The 916-nt window shown below is 64.7% G+C and carries 1 protein-coding gene; it reads right to left on the bottom strand.

All coding sequences use genetic code 11. From position 1 onward, the window contains the following. Positions 1–2: 2 nt before the first annotated feature. A partial coding sequence (locus ACTQ1E_RS08820; RefSeq protein WP_441565889.1) for an IS3 family transposase occupies positions 3–916 on the bottom strand: 914 nt, incomplete at its 5' end.

The raw sequence follows: 916 nt of genomic DNA, 5'->3' as shown, positions 1-916 counted from the left end.
AACTACGCCGCAAGGGACTGTCTCCGGAACTCCTCCGGGGTCAGTCCCTTCAGTTTAACCTGGCGCCTCCTCGTGTTCCAATGGACCACGAAGTCGTCGAGGTCCGCCTTGAAGGACTCGAAGTCCGGCCACGTCCTTCCGCGGAAGAACTCGTCCTTGATGTGGCCGAACACCTGCTCCGTCGCGCCGTTGTCGATGCAGTTGCCCTTCCGGGACATGCTCTGCACCACGCCGGCCTCCTCCAACCGTCTGCACCAACCGGCCTGCTGGTACTGCCAGCCCATGTCCGAGTGCAGGATCGGCCTGGAGCCCTTGGGCTTCTTGGACACGAGCTGGTCGAGCAGCTCGTGCTGCTGAGCCATGTTGGGGTGCAGCGACGTGGACCAGGCGACGATCTCCTTGCTGCCGAAGTCGTAGACCGGCGCGAAGTAGGCCTTGCCCCAGGGCTGTTTGAACTCGGTGACGTCGGTGCCCATCTTTTCCCACGGCCCGTCGGCGGCGAAGTCGCGCCCGATGACGTTCTCGAAGGTCTTTCCGACCTTGCCCCTGTACGAGTTGTACCTGTGGTAGTCGGTCTCGCGGCGGATCCCGCAGCTGATGCCCATCTCGCGCATCATCTTCAGCACGGTCTTGTAGGCTATGCGCACGCCCTGCTCGGCGCGCAGGCACATGGCGATCTGCCTGTGGCCGCACCCGTTGGCCGTGCGCGAGAATATCTCGGCGGCGGCCTCCCAGAGCTCGGGCCTGGTGGGAGCCTTCGGGTGCGACAGCGCGTAGTAGTAGCTCGACCTCGCCAGGCCGGCGCACTCCAGCAGGCACCCCAGCCCGTACCCCTCTTCGCGCAGGGCGCTCACGGCCTCGACCTTCGCCCTGGTCAGAGTCCGTCCCTCTCGACCAGGGCACGCAATTTTTTTAG

It is taken from the genome of Collinsella sp. LCP21S3_C7 (genome assembly GCF_052118485.1).
Taxonomy (GTDB): Bacteria; Actinomycetota; Coriobacteriia; order Coriobacteriales; family Coriobacteriaceae; genus Collinsella.
The sequence above is the reverse complement of the archived record's forward strand: the minus strand, read 5'-3'. Positions and strand labels throughout refer to the sequence as shown.